We start from the raw sequence: 20,252 nt of genomic DNA, 5'->3' as shown, positions 1-20,252 counted from the left end.
TGGAGAACCAGGAGCGGCCACCGTCACGGACAGCGAGGCCTCAGCCCACGTACGCCCCGCTCGCCGTCAGCCGCAGGGCCGTGTCGATCAGCGGCACGTGGCTGAACGCCTGCGGGAAGTTCCCCACCTGCCGCTGCAGGTTGGAGTCCCACTCCTCGGCCAGCAGGCCCAGGTCGTTGCGGAGTGCCAGCAGCTTCTCGAAGAGCTGGCGGGCCTCGTCGACCCGGCCGATCATCGCCAGGTCGTCGGCCATCCAGAACGAGCAGGCCAGGAACGCGCCCTCGTCGCCGGCCAGGCCGTCGACACCCGCGTCCTCGCCCTCGGTCGGGTAGCGCAGGATGAAACCGTCCTCCGTGGACAGCTCCCGCTGGATCGCCTCGATCGTGCCGATGACCCGCTTGTCGTCCGGCGGCAGGAAGCCCATCTGCGGGATCAGCAGCAGGGAGGCGTCGAGCTCCTTCGAGCCGTAGGACTGGGTGAAGGTGTTGCGCTCCTTGTCGTAGCCCCGCTCAAGAACGTCCCGGTGGATGTCGTCGCGGAGCTCGTACCACCGCTCCAGCGGGCCGTCGACGTCGCCGGACTCGACCAGCTTGATCGTCCGGTCGACGGCGACCCACGCCATCACCTTCGAGTGCACGAAGTGGCGGCGCGGACCGCGCACCTCCCAGATGCCCTCGTCCGGCTCCTCCCAGTGCTTCTCCAGGTACTCGATCAGCTTGAGCTGGAGGCCCATCGCGTAGTCGTTGCGGGTCAGGCCGGTCATGTGCGCCAGGTGCAGCGCCTCGGTGACCTCGCCGTACACGTCCAGCTGGAGCTGGTTGGCGGCGCCGTTGCCGACGCGGACCGGCGTGGAGTTCTCGTAGCCGGGCAGCCAGTCCAGCTCCGCCTCGCCGAGCTCGCGCTCGCCGGCGATGCCGTACATGATCTGCAGGTTCTCCGGGTCGCCCGCCACCGCCCGCAGCAGCCACTCACGCCAGGCGCGGGCCTCTTCGCGGTAACCGGTGCGCAGCAGCGAGGAGAGGGTGATCGCGGCGTCCCGCAGCCAGGTGTAGCGGTAGTCCCAGTTCCGTACGCCTCCGATCTCCTCGGGGAGCGAGGTGGTCGGCGCGGCGACGATGCCGCCGGTCGGGGCGTAGGTGAGGGCCTTGAGCGTGATGAGGGAGCGGACGACCGCCTCCCGATAGGGCCCGTGGTACGTACACTGATCGACCCATTCGCGCCAGAACAGCTCCGTCGCCTCCAGCGATCCCTCCGGGTCGGGGAGCGCGGGCGGCTCGCGGTGCGAGGGCTGCCAGCTGATGGTGAACGCCACCCGGTCACCGGGGCCGACGGTGAAGTCGGAGTAGGTGGTCAGGTTCTCGCCGTAGGTGTCGGCCTGGGTGTCCAGCCAGACGGAGTCCGGCCCGGCGACGGCGACCGTACGGCCGTCCACCTTGTGCACCCACGGCGTCACCCGGCCGTAGCTGAACCGCATCCGCAACTCCGAGCGCATCGGAACCCGGCCGCTGACGCCCTCCACGATCCGGATGAGCTGCGGAGCCCCGTCACGCGGGGGCATGAAATCGGTCACCCGTACGGTGCCGCGCGGAGTGTCCCACTCCGATTCCAGGACGAGGGAGTCACCGCGGTAGCGGCGCCGGTCCGCCGACAGCGGCTCGGTCCCTTCCGGCCTCGCCGGACCCAGACGCCAGAAGCCATGCTCCTCGGTGCCCAGCAGTCCCGCGAAGACGGCGTGCGAATCGAAGCGGGGCAGGCACAGCCAGTCGGCCGTGCCGTCCCGGCAGACCAGGGCAGCGGTCTGCATGTCTCCGATGAGTGCGTAATCCTCGATGCGCCCGGCCACGTGCGTCTCCAGTCGAACGGCCATGTCGCCCCGTCCGGGGCGCTTACTGGGGGAGGGAGGGTTTCAGGGTCGTAGTGGAACCGACGAGTCCCGTACCGGGTGAGCGGGCCTGAGGTGCCGCCGTCCGGCCGTCTCGGCAGCGAGTGTCCGAGCAGGATACGACGCGGTACGAAGATCCGCGCGACGGTCCCCGCAACATCTCTGAGCTGATCGGGTGGGACGTGAAACGACTGCGGTGATGGTGTGACGTCCCTGTGCAGGGTGTGGCCGGAAGCAGCCTCCCCCTGTCGCTGTTACCCTGGTAGCCCGTGGACCGGTGGTCGTATCCGACAGCGGACAAGGCCCCCGAACCGCAGCGACGGCACCCCGGAATCCCCGGTTCGGCGGCCGGTACGCACCTCACAACCGCGACCACGGGAGCCCCCTTTGGCTATGCAGCCCACATCCACGACGACCAAGCACATCTTCGTCACCGGGGGTGTCGCCTCCTCCCTCGGCAAGGGTCTGACTGCCTCCAGCCTGGGTGCGCTGCTCAAGGCGCGCGGCCTGCGGGTCACGATGCAGAAGCTCGACCCGTATCTGAACGTCGACCCGGGGACGATGAACCCGTTCCAGCACGGCGAGGTGTTCGTCACCAACGACGGCGCCGAGACCGACCTGGACATCGGCCACTACGAGCGGTTCCTCGACGTGGACCTCGACGGCTCCGCCAACGTCACGACCGGCCAGGTCTACTCGCAGGTCATCGCCAAGGAGCGGCGCGGCGAGTATCTCGGTGACACCGTCCAGGTGATCCCGCACATCACCAACGAGATCAAGCACCGCATCCGCCGCATGGCCACCGACGACGTGGACGTCGTCATCACCGAGGTCGGCGGCACGGTCGGTGACATCGAGTCGCTGCCGTTCCTGGAGACCGTCCGCCAGGTCCGCCACGAGGTCGGCCGGGACAACGTCTTCGTCGTGCACATCTCGCTGCTGCCCTACATCGGCCCCTCCGGCGAGCTGAAGACCAAGCCGACCCAGCACTCGGTCGCCGCCCTGCGCAACATCGGTATCCAGCCGGACGCGATCGTGCTCCGCGCCGACCGCGAGGTCCCGACGTCCATCAAGCGGAAGATCTCGCTGATGTGCGACGTCGACGAGGCCGCCGTCGTCGCCGCGATCGACGCCAAGTCCATCTACGACATCCCCAAGGTGCTCCACACCGAAGGCCTGGACGCCTACGTCGTGCGCAAGCTCGACCTGCCCTTCCGGGACGTCGACTGGACCACCTGGGACGACCTGCTGGACCGCGTCCACAACCCCGACCACGAGGTCACCGTCGCCCTGGTCGGCAAGTACATCGACCTGCCCGACGCCTACCTCTCGGTCACCGAGGCCATCCGCGCCGGCGGCTTCGCCAACAAGGCCCGCGTCAAGGTCAAGTGGGTCACCTCCGACGACTGCCGCACCGCCGTGGGTGCCGCCGAGCACCTCGGCGACGTCGATGGCATCCTCATCCCCGGCGGCTTCGGCGAGCGCGGCGTCGACGGCAAGGTCGGCGCCATCCGCTACGCCCGCGAGAACAAGGTCCCCCTCCTCGGCCTCTGCCTCGGCCTCCAGTGCATCGTGATCGAGGCGGCCCGCTCGCTGGCCGAGATCCCCGACGCCAACTCCACCGAGTTCGACGCCGCCACCGCCCACCCCGTCATCTCGACCATGGAGGAGCAGCTCGCCTACGTCGAGGGCGCCGGCGACCTCGGCGGCACCATGCGGCTCGGCCTCTACCCCGCCAAGCTCGCCGAAGGATCCGTCGTACGCGAGGCCTACGCCGGCGAGCCGTACGTCGAGGAGCGCCACCGCCACCGCTACGAGGTCAACAACGCCTACCGCGGTGAGCTGGAGAAGAAGGCCGGACTGGTCTTCTCCGGCACCTCCCCGGACAACAAGCTCGTCGAGTACGTCGAGTACCCGCGCGAGGTCCACCCCTACCTCGTCGCCACCCAGGCCCACCCGGAGCTCCGCTCCCGCCCCACCCGCCCCCACCCGCTCTTCGCCGGCCTGGTGAAGGCGGCCGTCGCGCGCAAGGTCGGCGCGGGCGAGTAGTCCCGAGGCATTACGGTTGACCGGGGTACGCAGTCCTTGACGGATGCGTGCCCCGGTTTCTCGTTTTGTACGTGGTACGTGGGAGGACGCAGTGGGTATCCAGGACACGCCCGAGGAGTGGCAGGTCACCGCGACCACCACCCCCTTCACCGGCAACAAGACCAGCGTCCGCACCGACCAGGTCGTCATGCCCGACGGCTCCGTCCACGGCCGTGACTACCAGGTCCACCCCGGCTCCGTCGCGATCCTCGCGGTCGACGAGGACGGCCAGGTCCTCGTCGTACGCCAGTACCGCCACCCGGTCCGCCAGCGGCTCTGGGAGATCCCGGCCGGACTGCTCGACGTGCCCGGCGAGAACCCGCTGCACGCCGCCCAGCGCGAGCTGTACGAGGAGGCACACGTCAAGGCCGAGGACTGGCGGGTGCTGACCGACGTCTACACCACGCCCGGCGGCTGCGACGAGGCCGTACGGATCTTCCTCGCGCGCGGCCTCTCCGACGTGGAGGGCGAGCGGTTCGCGGTCTCCGAGGAGGAGGCCGACATGGAGCAGGCCCGCATCCCGCTGCCCGAGCTGGTGCGTTCGGTGCTCGCGGGGGACCTGCACAACAACTGCCTGGTCGTCGGAGCGCTCGCGCTCACCGCCGTCCTCGCGGGCGACGGCGTCGACTCGCTCCGACCGGCCGAGGCGCCGTGGCCGGCCCGCCCGTTCGAGGCCTGACGGCCCGTCCGCTCTTCTCGACTCCTCTGGTCGGACAATCGTAAGAAACGACGATCGTAAGAAATGCTGATCCGATCGGGGGAAGTTCCCCCGGGCGCCGCCCCGCTCCGCAGTGATCCACACCACCGCTGAACTAGGCTCGAAAGGCCCCGACCGGAGTTCCGGCGGGCACCGCGTGCAGCGAAGTGGAGCGTGGCTCGTGACCGATCAGGCGGTGGACACCAGCGGCCCGGCCGAGACCGCGGGGACCGAGGAGCCGTCCGGCGCCGCCCCGCCCCGATTCTTCGGCCGGGAACGCGAGTTGAAGGCCTTGCGGGCCGACATCGAACGCGCCGGACTCGACACCCTGGCCGGGCGCAAGACCCCGCGCGCGAGGGTCCTGCTCATCGCGGGCCGCCCCGGCTCCGGCCGCAGCGCACTGGCCGCCGAACTCGCGGGCGCCCTCACCGGTACGGGCTCCGCCCCGGCCGACGCCTCGGGACCGGAGACCGGAACGGGCGCGCTGCCGTGGGCCGCCCGCGGTACGGGCTCCGGCGACTACCCGGACGGCGTGCTCCGGGTCGGCCTCACCGAACCCGGCGGCGCACCCGTCCCCACCGAACGCACGGCCGGCGAGATCCTCGGCCTGCTCGGGCTCGCCGTGCCGCCCGGCGCGGATCAGGACGAGCTGTCCGAGATGGTCCGCGAGGCCCTCGCCGTACGCCGCCTCGTCCTGGTCCTGGACGACGCGGCCGACGCCGAACAGGTCGACCCGCTGCTCCCGGAGAACCCGGACTGCCTGGTCGTCGCCGTCGCGACCGGCCCGCTGACCGGCATCCCGGACGTCCGGCCCTGCACCCTCGGCGGCCTGGAGGCGGGCGCGGCCGTCCAGCTGCTGGCGCGGGCCATCGGCCAGGTCCGCATCACCGTCGACCCGCACACCGCCGAGAGCCTGGCCGAGGAGTGCGGAGGCCAGCCCGCCGCGCTCGCGCTGATCGGCGGCTTGCTGGCCACCCACCCGGTGGCCTCCGTCGCCGACGTCACCAAGCAGCTCCACGAACTGCCCGACACCGGCGACCAGCAGCCCACCGGGGCCCGACCGCTGGCCCGCGCCTTCCGCCTGGTCCACGACTCGCTGCCCACGGCCGCCGCCCGGATACTGCGCCTCCTCGCCCTCGCTCCCGCAGGGCTCGCCGACGCCCACACCGCCTCCGCGCTGGCCGGCTGCTCGGTCTCGGCTGCCGAGCAGACCCTGGACGACTTCGTGAAGCTCGGCCTGGTACGGACGGACGGCGCCGCCCACCCCCAGTACGGCATCCCCGGCTGCCTCGCCCCGATGCTGCGGGCCCTCCTGGAGGAGCGAGACCGACCGGCCGAGATCCAGCTCGCCCGCGCCCGGATGCTGGAGCGGACCGTGCGCCGGCTCCAGGCCTGCCGCGCGGTCACCGAACCGGAGGGCTCCACCGCCCACCGCAAGCTCGCCGGACTGCCGCGCTCCCTGCGCTTCCCGAACGCCGAGGAGGCGGGCGTCTGGCTCCGGCTGCGCCAGCCCGCACTGCTCGCCTCCGCCCGGCTCGCGGTGGCCGACGGCGAGCTGGACACCCTGGCCCGCCGCCTCGTCGCCGCCCTGGTCCGGGCGCTCGCCGCGCACCGGGGCACCGAGGCCGCCGCCCCCGAGCTGTACGGCCTGCACGGCCTGGTCCTGGACGTGGCCGAACGCCGCGACCTGCCCCGCGAACAGGCGGCGGCCCTGCTGAACCTCGCCGACCTGGACGCCCGTACCGGCCGCACCCGTGACGCCCTGACCCGCTACCGGGCCGCGCTGGACGCCGGACGGGCCGCCGGCGACCTGTACGCGACGGGCCGAGCGATGGAATCCGTAGGAGGTACGTACGCCGAGCTCGGCGACTACCACCGGGCCTCCGACTGGTACGGCCGGGCGCTCGCCCAGCGCCTCACCCAGGGCGAGCGCGCGGACGAGGCACGGCTCTACGGCCGGCTCGGCGCGGTCCACAGCTACGCCGGGCGGTACGGCGAGGCGCTGCGCAACTGGCGGGCCGCCGCGGCGGGCCACCGCAGGCTCGGCGACCTGGCGGCCCAGGCGCGCGCGCTCAGCGAGGCGGCGCGGGTGCAGGAGTACGCCGGGCGGCCGCAGGAGGCGCTGCACACCTGCCGGGAGGCGGCCGAGCTGGCCCGTCGCGCCGATGACGTGCGGCTTCAGGCGGCGCTCCAGCTCCGGCTGGCCGACACCCTGGACCGGCTCGGCGACCCGGCGGCGGCCCGGCTGCACCGGGCCGCCGCCGACAGATTGCTGGGCGAGGAGGGTTCTGCCTACGAAATCCGTAGTGCTTCGACGGAAAGTTAATGCTTTGTAAGGCTAGACAGTGCGAAGTCCTTCATTAGACTGGCTCTGCCGCGCTCGTTCGTGGCGTCTCCATTTATGCTGTGTATGTCCGGGTCTGTTCTGTTGTGCCCGGATAACCCTCCGAGCCAAGGACCGTGATCGACGTGAAGGTCGGCATCCCCCGCGAAGTCAAGAACAACGAGTTCCGGGTGGCGATCACCCCCGCCGGAGTGCATGAGCTCGTCCGCCACGGCCACCAGGTCGTCATCGAGAAGGACGCCGGCGTCGGCTCGTCCATCCCGGACCAGGAGTACGTCGCCGCCGGCGCGCAGATCCTGGACACCGCCGACGAGGTCTGGGCCGCCGCCGACCTGCTGCTCAAGGTCAAGGAGCCGGTCGCCGAGGAGTACCACCGCCTCCGCAAGGACCAGACCCTCTTCACGTACCTGCACCTCGCCGCCTCCCGCGCGTGCACCGACGCGCTGCTGGCCTCCGGCACCACCGCCATCGCCTACGAGACGGTCGAGACCGCGAACCGCGCGCTCCCGCTGCTCGCCCCGATGTCCGAGGTCGCGGGCCGCCTAGCCCCGCAGGTCGGCGCGTACCACCTGATGCGCTCGGTCGGCGGCCGCGGCGTCCTCCCCGGCGGCGTCCCCGGCACCCACGCCGGCCGTGCCGTCGTCATCGGCGGTGGCGTCTCCGGCTGGAACGCCACGCAGATCGCGGTGGGCCTCGGCTTCCACGTCACGCTGCTCGACCGCGACATCAACAAGCTGCGCGAGGCCGACAAGATCTTCGGCACCAAGGTGCAGACCGTCGTCTCCAACGCCTTCGAGCTGGAGAAGGCCGTCGTCGAGGCCGACCTCGTCATCGGCGCCGTCCTGATCCCCGGAGCCAAGGCCCCGAAGCTGGTCACCAACGAGCTCGTCGCCAAGATGAAGCCCGGAAGTGTACTTGTCGACATTGCAATCGATCAGGGTGGCTGCTTCGAGGACTCGCACCCGACCACCCACGCCGAGCCGACCTTCCAGGTCCACGACTCGGTCTTCTACTGCGTCGCCAACATGCCCGGCGCGGTCCCGAACACCTCCACCTACGCGCTCACCAACGCCACGCTCCCGTACATCGTGGAGCTGGCCAACCGTGGCTGGGCCGACGCCCTGCGCCGCGACGCCGCCCTGGCCAAGGGCCTCAACACCCATGAGGGCCAGGTGGTTTACCGCGAGGTGGCCGAGGCGCACGGCCTCCCGCACGTCGAGCTGAGCACCCTCCTCGGCTGACAGGTCAACACTTCCCGTCAACATCGCGACTCCGGCCGGACCTTGCCGAGCAAGGTCCGGCCGGACGCGTATCGGGGCCTCTGAGGCCCTTGCGCAACTCGCCTCGAACGTAACCCTTTACCCGTTTCGTGCAGCGGCGAAATGTGCGGCTTGGTCGCTGTGCACCCTTGACAGCGAGGTGTTCGATTGCCGACACATCGGGCCGGGTCCGGCGGATTGTGTTGCTGCGGACCGGTGACACGCCATAGAGTCGCCAATCGTCGGCATGGTGCCACGCTGACCTATCGATAAGTTTCCTGGTCACGTCCAAGGAGGTAAGACGACTTGTGAATGAGTCGACAATTACTCCCGGGGGTGGTCAACCAGGGATGCCTGCACGGGGTCTGAGCCCGATCGGGCTCGAAGCTGTCGGCTCCGTCGCTGTCCGCACCTTCGCCACCCAACAGCACATGACGACAGCCCCCCAGATGATGGACGGCCTACACGTGAACGCCACGGCCGGCAACGAGAGTGGCCGGAACACCGACCGCTTCGCCGACTTCGCCGAGGTGCCCGAGGGGCACTTCTACGACCCCGACGCCGAGTACGAGCCCGATCCGGAGTACGCGGCCACACTCGCGCCCGACGCCGCGCGCCAGCGCCGCGAGCGCATCGGCCCGACCGGACGGCCCCTGCCGTACTTCCCGATCCCGGGCCCCCTGACCGACCACGGCCCCGCGAAGATCATCGCGATGTGCAACCAGAAGGGCGGCGTCGGCAAGACCACGTCGACCATCAACCTGGGTGCCGCGCTCGCCGAGTACGGACGCCGTGTCCTGCTCGTCGACTTCGACCCGCAGGGCGCTCTTTCCGTCGGCCTCGGGGTCAACCCGATGGAGCTGGACCTCACCGTCTACAACCTGCTCATGGAGCGGGGCATGGCGGCCGACGAGGTCCTGCTCAAGACCGCCGTCCCGAACATGGACCTGCTGCCGAGCAACATCGACCTCTCGGCCGCCGAGGTGCAGCTCGTCAGCGAGGTGGCCCGCGAGTCCACGCTCCAGCGCGCCCTGAAGCCGCTGATGGCCGACTACGACTACATCGTGATCGACTGCCAGCCCTCGCTCGGCCTGCTCACCGTGAACGCCCTGACGGCCGCTCACAAGGTCATAGTGCCGCTGGAGTGCGAGTTCTTCGCGCTGCGCGGGGTGGCGCTGCTCACCGAGACCATCGAGAAGGTCCAGGAGCGGCTCAACCCCGAGCTGGAGCTCGACGGCATCCTCGCCACCATGTACGACTCCCGTACGGTGCACAGCCGCGAGGTCCTGGCGCGCGTCGTCGAGGCCTTCGACGAGCACGTCTACCACACCGTCATCGGGCGCACGGTCCGCTTCCCGGAGACCACGGTCGCCGGTGAGCCCATCACCACGTACGCCTCCAACTCGGTCGGTGCCGCCGCCTATCGCCAGCTCGCCAGGGAGGTGCTCGCCCGGTGTCACGCCGAGTGAGTCTGCCGGGGGCCGACGAACTGTTCCGTACGACCGGGGGAGGGATGGGCCTCCAGCCCTCCTCCCCGGCGGACCGGCGACGCAAGGCGAACGGCGAGCCGCGGGTGCCCGCGCCGGCCGGGGAGAGCGACCCCTCGGGCCGGTCCTCCGAGGCCGGTGAGGAGCACGCCTCCGCCGAGGACGCGGGCGACGCGCGCGGCCGGGGCGGCGAGGGCGACCGCCAGGCCGCCGCTGCCCCCGCCTCCGCCCCGGCCCCGCCGTCCGGCGAGCGGTCCGCCGCCTCCGCTCCGGCGGAGCAGTCCCCGGCCGTCCAGCAGCAGCGCAGGCGCGGCGGCGGACGCGGAGCCAACCGGCGCCCCAGCGGCCGCGAGCGCCACGACGAGAAGATCACGGTCTACGTCTCCGCCGAGGAGCTGATGGACCTGGAACACGCCCGGCTCGTCCTGCGCGGCGAACACGGCCTCGCCGTCGACCGCGGCCGCATCGTCCGCGAGGCGGTGGCGGTCGTCCTCGCCGACCTGGAGTCCCGGGGTGACGCGAGCATCCTCGTACGGCGGCTGCGCGGCCGCTGACCGGCGCCGCGCCGGTAGCCTGCCGGATGGGACCCGCCGCCCGGCGGGACCCGTCCGCGCCCCACCTCTGGACCACCATGCCCCCGCCCCACGACGCCACCGCCCCGCGCCGCCGCGCCCTGGGCCGGGGGCCTGGGGCGGTGGCGCCTGAGCGGGAGCCCGGTCCAAAGCCGGTCGCGGAGTCCGTTCCGGCGGCCGTGGAGGCGCCTGCTGAGGTCGTACGGGAGCCGGAAGCCGTCTCCGTACCGGATGTGCCGGAAACGGCGCCGGAGGCCGTACAGGCCGGGGCTGAGCCCGCCGAGCCGCCGGAGGCGTCCGACGACAAGCGGTTCACCGTCCGGCTGGTGAACTTCGAGGGCCCCTTCGACCTCCTCCTCCAGCTGATCTCCCGGCACAAGCTCGACGTGACCGAGGTCGCGCTCTCCAAGGTCACCGACGAGTTCATGGCGTACATCCGCGCCATGGGCCCCGACTGGGACCTCGACCAGACCACCGAGTTCCTCGTCGTCGCCGCCACCCTGCTCGACCTCAAGGCCGCCCGGCTGCTGCCCGCCGCCGAGGTGGAGGACGAGGCGGATCTGGCGCTGCTGGAGGCGCGGGACCTGCTCTTCGCGCGGCTGCTCCAGTACCGCGCGTACAAGCAGATCGCGGACATCTTCAGCGGCCGCCTGGAGTCCGAGGCCCGCCGCCACCCCCGTACCGTCGGCCTGGAGGACCACCACGCCGAGCTGCTGCCCGAGGTCGTCATCAGCATCGGGCCGGAAGGGTTCGCCAAGCTGGCGGTCAAGGCGATGCAGCCGAAGCCGAAGCCGCAGGTGTACGTCGACCACATCCACGCCCCACTGGTCAGCGTGCGGGAGCAGGCGGGCATCGTGGTGGAGCGGCTGCGCGAGGCCGGGGCGGCGGTGAGTTTCCGCACCCTCACCGAGGACGCCCCCGACACCCTCACCGTGGTCGCCCGCTTCCTGGCCCTGCTGGAGCTGTACCGGGAGAAGGCCGTCACCCTGGACCAGGACGAGGCGCTCGGCGACCTGCTGATGACCTGGTCCGGCGGGACGGGCGCGGAGCCGGTGGTGACGGACGAGTTCGACCAGGAGCTCAACGGGGGCAGCGACGAGGAGGACGTACGGGAATGAGTGAGCAGCCGGACGAGGCGGACGACACGGGCGCGGTCGCCTCGCTCGACCTCAAGCCCGCCCTCGAAGCGGTCCTCATGGTCGTCGACGAGCCCGCCACCGTCGATCAGCTGGCCAAGGTGCTCCAGCGGCCCCGCAGAGCGGTGGCGGACGCGCTGCGGGAGCTGGCCGACGAGTACACCGTGCAGCGCCGGGGCTTCGACCTGCGGCTGGTGGCGGGCGGCTGGCGGTTCTACACCCGGCCCGAGTACGCGGCGGCCGTCGAGGGCTTCGTCCTGGACGGCCAGCACGCCCGGCTCACCCAGGCCGCGCTGGAGACCCTGGCGGTGGTCGCCTACCGGCAGCCGGTGAGCCGGTCGCGGGTCTCGGCGGTGCGCGGAGTCAACTGCGACGGCGTCATGCGGACCCTCCTCCAGAGGGGCCTGGTGGCCGAGGCGGGCGCGGAACCCGAAACAGGTGCGATCCTGTACAGGACGACGAACTACTTTCTGGAGCGAATGGGCCTGCGCGGCCTGGACGAGCTCCCGGAACTCGCGCCCTTCCTCCCCGAGGCGGACGCGATCGAGGCTGAGACGCTAGAGGGTGTGCCGTCGTTCGATCCGGACGCACCGGACACCCCGGATACTCACGCAGACGACAAGACGGAATTTTGATGCGAAGCAGTGGCAGGAACAGCGGAAGCGGCAGCGGCGGTCAGGGCGGCCGGAGCGGCGGCCAGGGCGGGCGCTCCGGCGGCCAGGGCGGCGGCGGACGCGGCGGCAGCGGCCAGGGCGGGCGGCCCGGAGCCTCGGGCGGTCGTTCCGGCGGTCAGGGCGGTCGTCCCTCCGGCGGTCAGGGCGGGCGCGGCGGCAGCCAGGGCGGTCGTCCCGGCGGTCAGGGTGGCCGGCCCTTCGGCCAGGGCGGGCGTTCGGGCTCCCAGGGCGGACGTTCCCAGGACGGGCGTGGCAGCTACCAGGGCGGGCGTGACGAGCAGGAGCAGCGCCCCCGCCGTCCCCGCCCCGAGGAGCGCCGCTACGACGTCGGCAACGACGCCCCCGGCGCCCGCTCCGAGCAGGACGGCCCGCGCAAGGGCCGCGGCTCGGCGGCCCGCGGCGGTGCCAAGGGCGGCCCGAAGCCCGCACAGGGCGGCTCCGGCCGCACCGGCGGCTTCCGTCGCGGCGCCCCCTCGCGCCCGCGTGAGCTGGATGCCAAGATCGAGCAGCGCAACCGCGACCGGTACGCGAACAAGCCCGAGATCAACCTCCCCAAGACCCACCCGGGCGCCGAGCAGGAGGGCGAGCGGCTGCAGAAGGTCCTCGCCCGGGCCGGCATGGGCTCGCGCCGCGCGTGCGAGGAGCTGATCGAGCAGTCGCGCGTCGAGGTCAACGGCGAGATCGTCGTCGAGCAGGGCATGCGCGTCGACGTCCACAAGGACGAGATCAAGGTCGACGGCCTGACCGTCGCCGCGCAGTCGTACCTCTTCTTCGCGCTGAACAAGCCCGCCGGTGTCGTCTCCTCGATGGAGGACCCGGACGGCCGCCAGTGCCTCGGCGACTACGTGACCAACCGCGAGACGCGGCTGTTCCACGTCGGCCGGCTCGACACCGAGACGGAGGGCATCATCATGCTCACCAACCACGGTGAGCTGGCCCACCGCCTCACGCACCCGAAGTACGGCGTGAAGAAGACCTACCTGGCCGCCATCCAGGGCCCGCTGCCGCGCGACCTCGGCAAGCGGCTCAAGGACGGCATCCAGCTGGAGGACGGCTACGCCCGCGCCGACCACTTCCGCGTCGTCGAGAACACCGGAAAGAACTACCTGGTCGAGGTGACCCTCCACGAGGGCCGCAAGCACATCGTGCGCCGGATGCTGGCCGAGGCCGGCTTCCCGGTCGAGCGGCTGGTGCGGACGTCCTTCGGGCCGATCCCGCTGGGCGACCAGAAGTCCGGCTGGCTGCGCCGCCTCACCAACACCGAGGTCGGCATGCTGATGCGCGAGGTCGGCCTCTAGAAGCTCCTCACCAAGGCCCGCGGCCGGTATCCGTTCGGAAAGTTCGAACAGAACCGGCCGCGGGCCTTTTGCCGTCCCCGTCCACCCTTTATAGTCAGAGTGACCATTAAAGAAGGAGGCGGGCCCGTGAGCCTCGCGGACATACTCGATCCCCTGCAACAGCCCCTGGTGACCGTCCTGGACACCCCGGTCAGCTGGACCGAGGTGCTGGGATTCGGCAGCGGGGCGCTCTGCGTCTGGCTCGTGGCCCGCCAGCACATCGCCAACTGGCCGATCGGCATCGCCAACAACGTCTTCTTCATCCTGCTGTTCGCGCAGGCCGGCCTGTACGCCGACGCCGGCCTCCAGATCGTCTTCATCACCCTCGCCGCGTACGGCTGGTGGACCTGGACCCACGGGGGTGGATCAGGCTCCTCCGTCCTTCCGGTGCGCAGGACTACCCGCACCGAATGGGCCTGGCTGCTCGCGGCGGGGGTGGTGGGGACCGCGGGGATCACGCTGCTGCTCGCCAGGGCCACCGACTCCACCGTCCCGTTCTGGGACGCCCTGACGACCTCGCTGTCCCTGATGGCGACGTACGGGCAGTGCCGGAAACGGCTGGAGTCCTGGTGGCTCTGGATCGCGGCGGACGTGGTCTACATCCCGCTCTACGCGCACAAGGGGCTGTATCTGACCTCGCTGCTGTACGCCGGATTCCTCGCGCTCTGCATCGTCGGCCTGCGCGCCTGGCACCGCGACCTGACGGCCCGTAACTCCCGCCCGCTGGAGGTGGCCACGGCATGAAGACGTACGAACACGGCCTGGTCCTCGGCAAGTTCTACCCGCCGCACGCCGGCCACCACCACCTCGTCCGGACCGCCCAGGACCACTGCGAGCGGCTGACCGTGCTGGTCTGCGCCGCCTCCGTGGAGTCGGTTCCGCTCGCCGACCGGGTGGCCTGGATGCGCGAAGTCCATCCGGACGTCACGGTGGTGGGCACGGTGGACGACACGCACATGGACGTGCACGACCCGGCGGTCTGGGACGCGCACATGGCCGTCTTCACCGCCGCCGTGCCGGAGCGGGTGGACGCGGTCTTCACCTCGGAGGCGTACGGGGAGGAGCTCGGCCGCCGCTTCGGCGCCGCGTCCGTGCTCGTCGATCCCGACCGCACGCTCTTCCCGGTCTCCGGCACCGCCGTGCGCAAGGACCCGATCGGCTGCTGGGACTTCCTCCGGGCGCCGGTGCGGGCCACCCTCGCCCGCCGGGTCGTCGTCCTCGGCGCCGAGTCCACCGGCACCACCACCCTCGCGCGGGCCCTCACCGGCCACTACCGGGCCCGTGGCGGGGTCTGGGCGCGGACGGTGTGCGTCGCGGAGTACGGGCGCGAGTACAGCGAACGCAAGCTCGCCGAGACGCGCGAACGCCGGCCCGGAGCCGCCTGGGAGGACGTCACCTTCACCACCGGCGACTTCCCCGTCATCGCGCGGGTCCAGAACGAGCGCGAGGAGGCCGCTGCCCGCACCGGCTCACCGGTCCTCTTCTGCGACACGGACTCCTTCGCCACCACCGTCTGGCACGAGCGGTACGTCGGCGGCCGCAACCCGCTCGTCGAGGAGATCGCGGACCGGGTCGGCCACCACCTCTGGCTGCTCACCGACCACGAGGGCGTCGCCTTCGAGGACGACGGGCTGCGCGACGGCGAGGAGCTGCGCCCCTGGATGACCGACCGCTTCCGCGCCGAACTCACCCGTACGGGAAGGCGGTTCATCGAGATCACCGGCCCGCCCGAGGTGCGTCTCGCGCAGGCCGTCGCCGCCGTGGACGAACTCCTCGCCGACGGCTGGGACTTCACCGCGCCGCTCCCGGAGAAGCGATGAGCACCGGCGTACCGGAGGGGTACGACCCGCACGCCTTCCCGCCGTTCGCGGTCACCGTCGACCTCGCGGTCTTCACCGTCCGGGACGCGGCGCTCCACGTGCTGCTGGTCGAGCGCGGGCGGGACCCGTTCCGGGGGCGCTGGGCGCTGCCGGGCGGCTTCGTCCTGCCCCGCGAGTCCGCCGACGAGGCCGCCCGCCGCGAGCTGGCCGAGGAGACCGGCCTCGGCCCGGACGCCGTCGGCGCCCTCCACCTGGAGCAGCTGCGCACCTACACCGACCCGGACCGCGACCCGAGGATGCGGGTCGTCTCCGTCGCGTACGCCGCACTCCTGCCGGATCTGCCCGAGCCGCGCGGCGGCGGCGACGCGGCGAGCGCGCGGTGGTGGGACGCGGGGGCCACCGGACCGCTCGCCTTCGACCATGACCGGATCCTCGCCGACGCCCGCGACCGGATCGGCGCCAAGCTCGAATACACCTGCCTGGCCACCGAGTTCTGCCCCGCCGAGTTCACCCTCGGCGAGCTCCAGCAGGTGTACGAGACGGTGTGGGGTGTCGAGCTGGACCGGCCCAACTTCCGGCGCAAGGTCCTGAACGTACCGGGCTTCGTCCAGCCGGTCGACGGGCCGCCGCGCCGCACGGGCGGCCGGGGCAAACCGGCCGCGCTCCACCGGGCGGGCGGCGCCACGACCCTCCACCCGCCCCTGCTGCGCCCGCAGCCCACCGACACATCCCACTCCCGCCCGGAAGGACGAACGCCATGACCATCGCCACCCGAAGACTGACCAAGCAGGCGGCCACCGGCTCGCTGACCGGGCTCGCGCTCGGTGACGCGCTCGGCTTCCCCACCGAGTTCAACGACGTGCCCTCGATCCTCGCCAAGTGCGGCCCCTGGCGGCACATGGGCCTCCCGACCCCCGCGATCGTCACGGACGACACGCAGATGACGATCGCGCTGGGGCGGGGGATCCGCACCGCCATGGACAGCGGACTGCTCACCCCGGAGCGCCTGGTGGAACCGGTACGCAGGGAGTTCATCGCCTGGTACCACTCGCCGGAGAACAACCGCGCCCCCGGCAACACCTGTCTCACCGCCTGCCGCCTGCTCGAAACCAGCCGGGTCTGGCAGGAGGCGAGCCAGACGCACTCCAAGGGCTGCGGCGCCAACATGCGGGTCGCGCCCATCGGCCTCGTCCCCGGCCTCAGCGACGAACAGCGCGCCGGCGCCGCCCAGCTCCAGGCCGCCCTCACCCACGGCCACCCCACCGCCCTGGCGGCCTCCGACCTGACCGCCCGCGCGGTCCACCTCCTGACCCGAGGCGCCGAACCGCTCGGCCTGGTAGGCCAGTTGCGCAGCTACGCGTACGAGAACAGCGGCCGCTACCACACCCGCTGGCTCGGCGACCTGTGGCGGTACGCCGGGGACACCTCGCCCGAGGCCTTCATCAGCCGCGGCTGGGACGAGTGCCAGCACGCGCTGGCCGCCCTCCAGGAGGCCCTGCGCGACCCGTCACCGGAGACCGACCCGTGCGAGCGCACCGGCGACGGCTGGATCGCCGAGGAGGCCCTCGCCACCGCCCTGCACTGCTTCCTGCTCTTCCCCGAGGACCCGCTCACCGCCCTGCGCCGCGCCGCCTGCACCCGCGGCGACTCCGACTCCATCGCCTGCCTGGCGGGCGCCTTCGCCGGAGCCCACCTGGGCGCGGGGGCCTGGCCCCAGGAGTGGTCGGAGCGCATCGAGTACCGGAGCGACCTGCTCTCCCTGGCGGCGCTCTGGGACGCTTGAGCGATGAGCACCCCACACCTCACCCTGGCGCGGGCCGGCCTGCCGGTCGCCGACCTGCGCCCGGACCTCGCCCACGCCCCGGGTCCGCTGGTCTTCGCCACGGTCTCCGGTGCCCACCTCTACGGCTTCCCCTCCCGCGACTCGGACGTGGACCTGCGGGGGGTCCACGTCCTGCCCGCCGAGGACCTGGTGGGGCTGCGCGAGCCGGAGGAGACCCGGACCCGGATGTGGGAGCGGGACGGGGTCGAGATGGACCTCGTCACCCACGACCTGCGGAAGTTCGTCCGCCTGATGCTCCGGCCGAACGGCTACGTCCTGGAACAGCTGCTCTCCCCGCTGGTGGTGCACACGAGCGGCCTCCACACCGAACTGGCCGCCCTCGTCCCCGGCGTACTGACCCGCAACCACGCCCACCACTACCGGGGCTTCGCCGGCACGCAGTGGCGGCTGCACGCGAAGACCGGCGAGCTGAAACCGCTGCTCTACACCTTCCGGGCGCTGCTCACCGGCATCCACCTCATGCGCAGCGGGGAGCTCCAGGCCCATCTGCCGACGCTGCTCGACGAGGTCGACGCCCCCGCCTACCTGTCCGGCCTGATCGCGGCCAAGGCGGAGGCCGAACACGTGGCAGCGACGGGCGCGGACGCGGAGGCGGTGGTCCGGGACATCGAGGAGCTGCACCGGGTCCTGGACGGGGCCCAGGAGCGCTCCCGGCTGCCGGAGACCGCGACGGCCTTCGGCGACCTGCACGACCTGGTGGTACGCGCGCGACTCGCGCCCTGACACACCTCTAGGGGGTGCCCGGCCGACAAGACACGGACTGGACCGACGCCCGCCGGACCCGTACCAGGAAGTCCTCCACCGCCGCCCGGTCCGGCTCGGGCGGCAGTGGTGAGGTCTTGGACGCCTCGTCGTTCTCCCCGGCCAGCCGGTTCATCCGGCGCTCCACCTCCGGCCAGGCCACCTCGCCCCGCTTCACCGCCAGCAGCTCCGCGCGCGCGTCGCCGACGTCGATGTGCAGCTCGCCGGTGCGCAGCAGGTCCCGGCCGCTCGCCAGCAGCCGCAGCAGGTGCATCGCGTGCTTCCAGCGGGGCTCGCCGTACTGCCGTACGTCGGCCTCCAGCTTCTTCCGCTGGCCCAGCGCGTAACGGACGAACGTGGCGTGGGCCAGGCGGGAGAGGAACGCCCCGCGCAGCTGAAGCAGTTCGCGGCCGGTGGCGTCGACGTACTCCACCAGCGGGGAGTGCAGGCACTCCAGCACGTTCGGGTTGGCCCGCAGCGCCAGCTCGCAGAAGCGCTCCAGCTCCCAGGAGAACTGCTCGGGAGCCGGGCCCTCGATGTGCTGCGGGGGCTTGTCGAGGCGCCAGAACAGCGGGGTCGGGGCCACGAACACGCCCCGCCGGTCGGTGTCGCTGTCCTCCGTCGCCAGACCGAAGGCGCGGGAGCCCATCACGCACGCGTAGACCGTGTGGTCGCGTACGAGAGCCTCATCGGCGGGAGTGATCATGGCCGAGAGGGTACGGGGACGGGGGGCCGGCCCGCCCCTGGAATTCCGGCCGCCGCTCCTCGGGAGTCCCGTGCTCAGCCCAGCCGGATCTCCCCGCCCTCGACGGTGATCTGCTCGGCGGGCAGCGGGCGGGTCGCCGGGCCGGCCTCGACCGCCGCGTCCGTGATGGAGAACTTGGAGCCGTGGCACGGGCAGTTGATGGTGCCGTCGCTGACCGTCGAGACGAGGCACTGGGCGTGTGTGCAGACGGCGGAGAACGCCTTGAACTCGCCCTCCTCCGGCTGCGTCACCACCACCTTCTGCTCCTTGAAGACCGTGCCGCCGCCGACCGGGATGTCACTTGTCGCGGCGAGCTGCTGACCGCCGCCTCCGGGGGAGGAGCCGGGTGACGCGGTGTCCGACGCCGTACCCGTCGGCGTACCGCTCGCGTCCCCTCCGCCGCTCTCGCCGCCGGACGACCCGCAGCCGGTCACCAGGGCGGCGGCGCCCGCCGCGCCCGCCGTCAGAACGGTCCTTCGTCGTGCGTTCGCGTTCATGGGCTCTCCAGTTGTCGTGGGGTGATCCGTGCCCGCCATCGTGGTGCCGGGGAGCGCGCAGGTGAAGCAACCGGGCGGATCGGGGGCACTTCCTGTACAGTCGTCCAGGAAATCGTCCCTGGGAGGCCGACCCTCATGCACATCGCAGCTCAGGTCCTGGTCGCGCTCGTCGCGCTGATCCACGCCTACTTCCTCGTCCTGGAGATGTTCCTCTGGGACACCGACCGCGGCCGCAAGGCCTTCGGCACGACTCCCGCCTTCTCCCGCGAGAGCGCCACCCTCGCCGCCAACCAGGGCCTCTACAACGGCTTCATGGCCGCCGGTCTGGTCTGGGGACTCGTCGCCGCCGACCCGGTCGCCTTCCAGGCGCAGGTCTTCTTCCTGAGCTGCCTGATCGTCGCCGGGGTCTACGGGGCCGCCACCGTGAGCCGGAAGATCCTCTACGTCCAGGCCGTGCCGTCCGCACTGGCCCTCGGCGCCGTCCTGCTCGCGGGCTGAGATCCTGGGCCGATGAGCCCCGCAGTCACCGACGGCAGCGCCGACCCCCGTACCGCACGCACCCGGGCCAAGCTCCGTACCGCGCTGCTCGCCGCCTGCGAGCACCGGCCACTCGAACAGGTCAGCGTCGCGCAGGTGGTCCGCGGGGCCGGCGTCGGGCGCGCCACCTTCTACCTCCACTACGACGACCTGCACGCCCTCGCGGTGGACGCCTGCGCCGAGGTCGTCACCGAAGCCGTCGACGCCCTGCACGCCTGGGACGGCGCCCCGCCGGGACCGAACGCCCCGCCGGCTCCGCTCGCCGCCCTCCTCGCGTCCGTCCACACCCGGGCCCCCGTCTACCGCAGCCTCCTGCGCGAAGGCGGCGGCGGGCCCCTCGGTGAACTGCTCCACCGGGAGCTGCGGCAGCGCAGCCTCGACGAGCTGACCGCCCGCCGCCCGGCGGACACCGGACACGACCTCACCGCGAGCGCCGTCGCCGGGCTCTTCACCGGGGTCCTCGCCGACTGGGTGCACGGACGCACCACCACGACGCCCGAACAGCTCGCCGGCCGGATCTGGCGCATGCTCCTCGCGGTCCACGCCACCGCCCGTCTCACCCACAGAGCGCGGTGAACCGGCCCGCCGCCGCC

Annotated in this window: 19 protein-coding genes; 16 read left to right on the top strand and 3 right to left on the bottom strand. The window is 72.0% G+C overall.

Going from position 1 to position 20,252, the window contains the following annotated elements:
• Positions 1-40 precede the first annotated feature (40 nt).
• Complete coding sequence (locus tag ACIRR8_RS24480; protein WP_404068599.1) at positions 41-1,843, bottom strand: glycoside hydrolase family 15 protein; 1,803 nt, start codon at positions 1,841-1,843, stop codon at positions 41-43.
• Between the two features lie 432 nt (positions 1,844-2,275).
• Here ACIRR8_RS24480 and ACIRR8_RS24475 point away from each other — a divergent pair, with 432 nt between their 5' ends.
• The 14 genes from ACIRR8_RS24475 to ACIRR8_RS24410 all read left to right on the top strand — a co-directional run bounded on the left by ACIRR8_RS24475 (position 2,276) and on the right by ACIRR8_RS24410 (position 17,862).
• Positions 2,276-3,931, top strand: coding sequence for a CTP synthase (locus ACIRR8_RS24475; RefSeq protein WP_404068491.1), 1,656 nt, complete (start codon positions 2,276-2,278; stop codon positions 3,929-3,931).
• A 91-nt stretch (positions 3,932-4,022) separates the two neighbouring features.
• Positions 4,023-4,649 (top strand): NUDIX domain-containing protein, encoded by a 627-nt coding sequence (locus tag ACIRR8_RS24470; protein ID WP_404068488.1) that lies wholly within the window; start codon positions 4,023-4,025, stop codon positions 4,647-4,649.
• A 199-nt stretch (positions 4,650-4,848) separates the two neighbouring features.
• Entirely contained in the window at positions 4,849-6,993 is a 2,145-nt protein-coding gene (locus tag ACIRR8_RS24465) for a tetratricopeptide repeat protein (RefSeq protein WP_404068486.1), read from the top strand.
• A 143-nt stretch (positions 6,994-7,136) separates the two neighbouring features.
• Positions 7,137-8,252: an alanine dehydrogenase gene (ald, locus tag ACIRR8_RS24460; RefSeq protein ID WP_404068596.1), complete on the top strand. Its 1,116-nt coding sequence runs from the start codon at positions 7,137-7,139 to the stop codon at positions 8,250-8,252.
• Between the two features lie 368 nt (positions 8,253-8,620).
• Positions 8,621-9,739 carry a ParA family protein gene (locus ACIRR8_RS24455; RefSeq protein ID WP_018488026.1) on the top strand — a complete coding sequence of 373 codons (1,119 nt, stop codon included), beginning with the start codon at positions 8,621-8,623 and terminating at the stop codon, positions 9,737-9,739.
• Positions 9,736-10,311, top strand: coding sequence for a hypothetical protein (locus ACIRR8_RS24450; RefSeq protein WP_404068594.1), 576 nt, complete (start codon positions 9,736-9,738; stop codon positions 10,309-10,311). Before ACIRR8_RS24455 ends, ACIRR8_RS24450 begins: the two co-directional genes overlap by 4 nt.
• A gap of 77 nt (positions 10,312-10,388) precedes the next feature.
• Positions 10,389-11,447, top strand: coding sequence for a segregation/condensation protein A (locus ACIRR8_RS24445; RefSeq protein WP_404068591.1), 1,059 nt, complete (start codon positions 10,389-10,391; stop codon positions 11,445-11,447).
• On the top strand, positions 11,444-12,100 hold the full coding sequence (gene scpB, locus ACIRR8_RS24440; protein WP_404068483.1) for an SMC-Scp complex subunit ScpB: 657 nt from the start codon (positions 11,444-11,446) through the stop codon (positions 12,098-12,100). The genes ACIRR8_RS24445 and scpB overlap by 4 nt, the downstream gene beginning before the upstream one ends.
• Positions 12,100-13,437 (top strand): pseudouridine synthase, encoded by a 1,338-nt coding sequence (locus ACIRR8_RS24435; RefSeq protein ID WP_404068480.1) that lies wholly within the window; start codon positions 12,100-12,102, stop codon positions 13,435-13,437. Before scpB ends, ACIRR8_RS24435 begins: the two co-directional genes overlap by 1 nt.
• A 126-nt stretch (positions 13,438-13,563) precedes the next feature.
• A complete protein-coding gene (gene pnuC / locus ACIRR8_RS24430; RefSeq protein WP_404068477.1) occupies positions 13,564-14,220 on the top strand; it encodes a nicotinamide riboside transporter PnuC in 657 nt (218 codons plus the stop codon).
• On the top strand, positions 14,217-15,296 hold the full coding sequence (locus ACIRR8_RS24425) for an AAA family ATPase (RefSeq protein WP_404068474.1): 1,080 nt from the start codon (positions 14,217-14,219) through the stop codon (positions 15,294-15,296). Before pnuC ends, ACIRR8_RS24425 begins: the two co-directional genes overlap by 4 nt.
• Positions 15,293-16,057 carry an NUDIX hydrolase gene (locus ACIRR8_RS24420; RefSeq protein WP_404068471.1) on the top strand — a complete coding sequence of 255 codons (765 nt, stop codon included), beginning with the start codon at positions 15,293-15,295 and terminating at the stop codon, positions 16,055-16,057. The genes ACIRR8_RS24425 and ACIRR8_RS24420 overlap by 4 nt, the downstream gene beginning before the upstream one ends.
• The gene (locus ACIRR8_RS24415) at positions 16,054-17,079 is read left to right on the top strand and encodes an ADP-ribosylglycohydrolase family protein (RefSeq protein WP_404068468.1); all 1,026 of its coding nucleotides are present in this window, start codon (positions 16,054-16,056) and stop codon (positions 17,077-17,079) included. Before ACIRR8_RS24420 ends, ACIRR8_RS24415 begins: the two co-directional genes overlap by 4 nt.
• A 3-nt stretch (positions 17,080-17,082) precedes the next feature.
• Positions 17,083-17,862 carry a DNA polymerase beta superfamily protein gene (locus ACIRR8_RS24410; RefSeq protein ID WP_404068466.1) on the top strand — a complete coding sequence of 260 codons (780 nt, stop codon included), beginning with the start codon at positions 17,083-17,085 and terminating at the stop codon, positions 17,860-17,862.
• Between the two features lie 7 nt (positions 17,863-17,869).
• Here the strand turns inward: ACIRR8_RS24410 and ACIRR8_RS24405 are convergent, their stop codons facing one another.
• Positions 17,870-18,586 carry a DNA polymerase beta superfamily protein gene (locus ACIRR8_RS24405; protein ID WP_404068463.1) on the bottom strand — a complete coding sequence of 239 codons (717 nt, stop codon included), beginning with the start codon at positions 18,584-18,586 and terminating at the stop codon, positions 17,870-17,872.
• 74 nt (positions 18,587-18,660) lie between these two features.
• Positions 18,661-19,122, bottom strand: coding sequence for a Rieske (2Fe-2S) protein (locus tag ACIRR8_RS24400; RefSeq protein ID WP_404068461.1), 462 nt, complete (start codon positions 19,120-19,122; stop codon positions 18,661-18,663).
• 135 nt (positions 19,123-19,257) lie between these two features.
• On the opposite strand from ACIRR8_RS24400, the gene ACIRR8_RS24395 reads away from it, so the two are divergent.
• Positions 19,258-19,620, top strand: a complete 363-nt coding sequence (locus tag ACIRR8_RS24395) for a DUF1304 domain-containing protein (RefSeq protein WP_404068459.1) — start codon at positions 19,258-19,260, stop codon at positions 19,618-19,620.
• A 12-nt stretch (positions 19,621-19,632) separates the two neighbouring features.
• The gene (locus tag ACIRR8_RS24390; protein ID WP_404068457.1) at positions 19,633-20,235 is read left to right on the top strand and encodes a TetR/AcrR family transcriptional regulator; all 603 of its coding nucleotides are present in this window, start codon (positions 19,633-19,635) and stop codon (positions 20,233-20,235) included.
• Positions 20,236-20,252: the final 17 nt, after the last annotated feature.

The sequence above is a fragment of the Streptomyces sp. NPDC101178 genome (assembly GCF_044767965.1).
Lineage (GTDB): Bacteria > Actinomycetota > Actinomycetes > Streptomycetales > Streptomycetaceae > Streptomyces.
The sequence above is the reverse complement of the archived record's forward strand: the minus strand, read 5'-3'. Positions and strand labels throughout refer to the sequence as shown.